This is a genomic window from Glaciimonas sp. Gout2 (genome assembly GCF_035018905.1).
Classification (GTDB): Bacteria; Pseudomonadota; Gammaproteobacteria; order Burkholderiales; family Burkholderiaceae_D; genus Glaciimonas.
Window position 1 is genome coordinate 1 of the sequence record NZ_JASJXA010000158.1, and the last position, 229, is coordinate 229.

Annotated in this window: 1 pseudogene; it reads right to left on the reverse strand. The window is 55.0% G+C overall.

The annotated features are described in order from the left end of the window. A pseudogene (locus tag QN379_RS23780) lies at positions 1-229 on the reverse strand (sulfoacetaldehyde acetyltransferase); the annotation flags it as partial.

Below are 229 nucleotides of genomic sequence, written 5' to 3' on the forward strand. Positions count from 1 at the left end.
TTTTCCAGTTCGCGCAAGACCTGACGGGGATGCAGATACGTGCCACCGAACGGGGTTTTTTCTTTCTTTTGTTCTGCGATCATGTCGAGACTAAATGCATCTCTTTCATGGGTCCAGTCACTGAGTTCGGCTTCCCAGGCGTCCTTCTCGGACTTGATCGTGGCAGCGCGTGCGGCAAGCGTCGCATCACACGCCAGCGTTTTGCCAGTCAGACGTTGGGTCAGCGCAA